The 794-nt window shown below is 20.5% G+C and carries 1 protein-coding gene; it reads right to left on the bottom strand.

Annotation, left to right across the window (positions count from 1 at the left end):
- Positions 1 to 45 precede the first annotated feature (45 nt).
- On the bottom strand, positions 46 to 794 hold a 749-nt coding region (locus tag C6B38_RS05865; RefSeq protein WP_105298976.1), incomplete at its 5' end, for a DDE-type integrase/transposase/recombinase.

Genomic DNA, 794 nt, shown 5'->3' on the forward strand with positions numbered 1-794 from the left:
TAATAAACTTATTTAGTTTAAACACAAAAACTTAATAATTTAAAATTATTTAATTAAACTTAAACTATTCAAAAAATTAAATGGTGTCTGAAAATTTAAAGACTTATGCACTCTTTCAAAATTATAAAAATAATAATAATCATTTAATTTATTCTGTAAACTAACTGCATTTAATATTTTTTCTTCAAATACAAATAATTTAGTATAATTTTGATGAAATCTTTCAATCTTACCGTTTGACTGTGGAGAACGAACTGGTGTTGTTTGATGCAAAATATTTTTATCTGTTAAAAATTGAGTAAAATTAGTCTTTTTAACACTAATTTTTTGATTATTCCGATAATTATTAATAAATTCAGAACCATTATCAGTTCTAATCCGTGTTATTATAATACCAAATATATTTTTAAAATCACTAATTACTTTTTTAACAGCATCAATAGCATTATCAGTACTTAATTTATCATAAACATATCCTAATGCTAATCTTGTTTTTTCATCAATAAAATCATAAACATAATACTTTTTATCAACTGAAAATTTACTTGGTACAAAATATTTAGCGTCCATCTGTAATAAACCTATTTCTTTAACTTCATATCTTGGATGTTGTTTTTTAATTTCTTTAATTTTATTTTTTATTTTTAATCATCTTTCATCTTTTTTAAGTCAACGAAAAAATGTTTTCAAATTTTTTGGTGCTTTATTTTTTAATTCTTCTCCATGAATTCCTTTTTTTAAATTATAAAACAAAGATAAAACACCACCAGCATGTTTATTACAATATTCAAAAT

This window comes from Spiroplasma sp. ChiS, assembly GCF_002968355.1.
GTDB lineage: Bacteria > Bacillota_I > Bacilli_A > Mycoplasmatales > Mycoplasmataceae > Spiroplasma > Spiroplasma citri.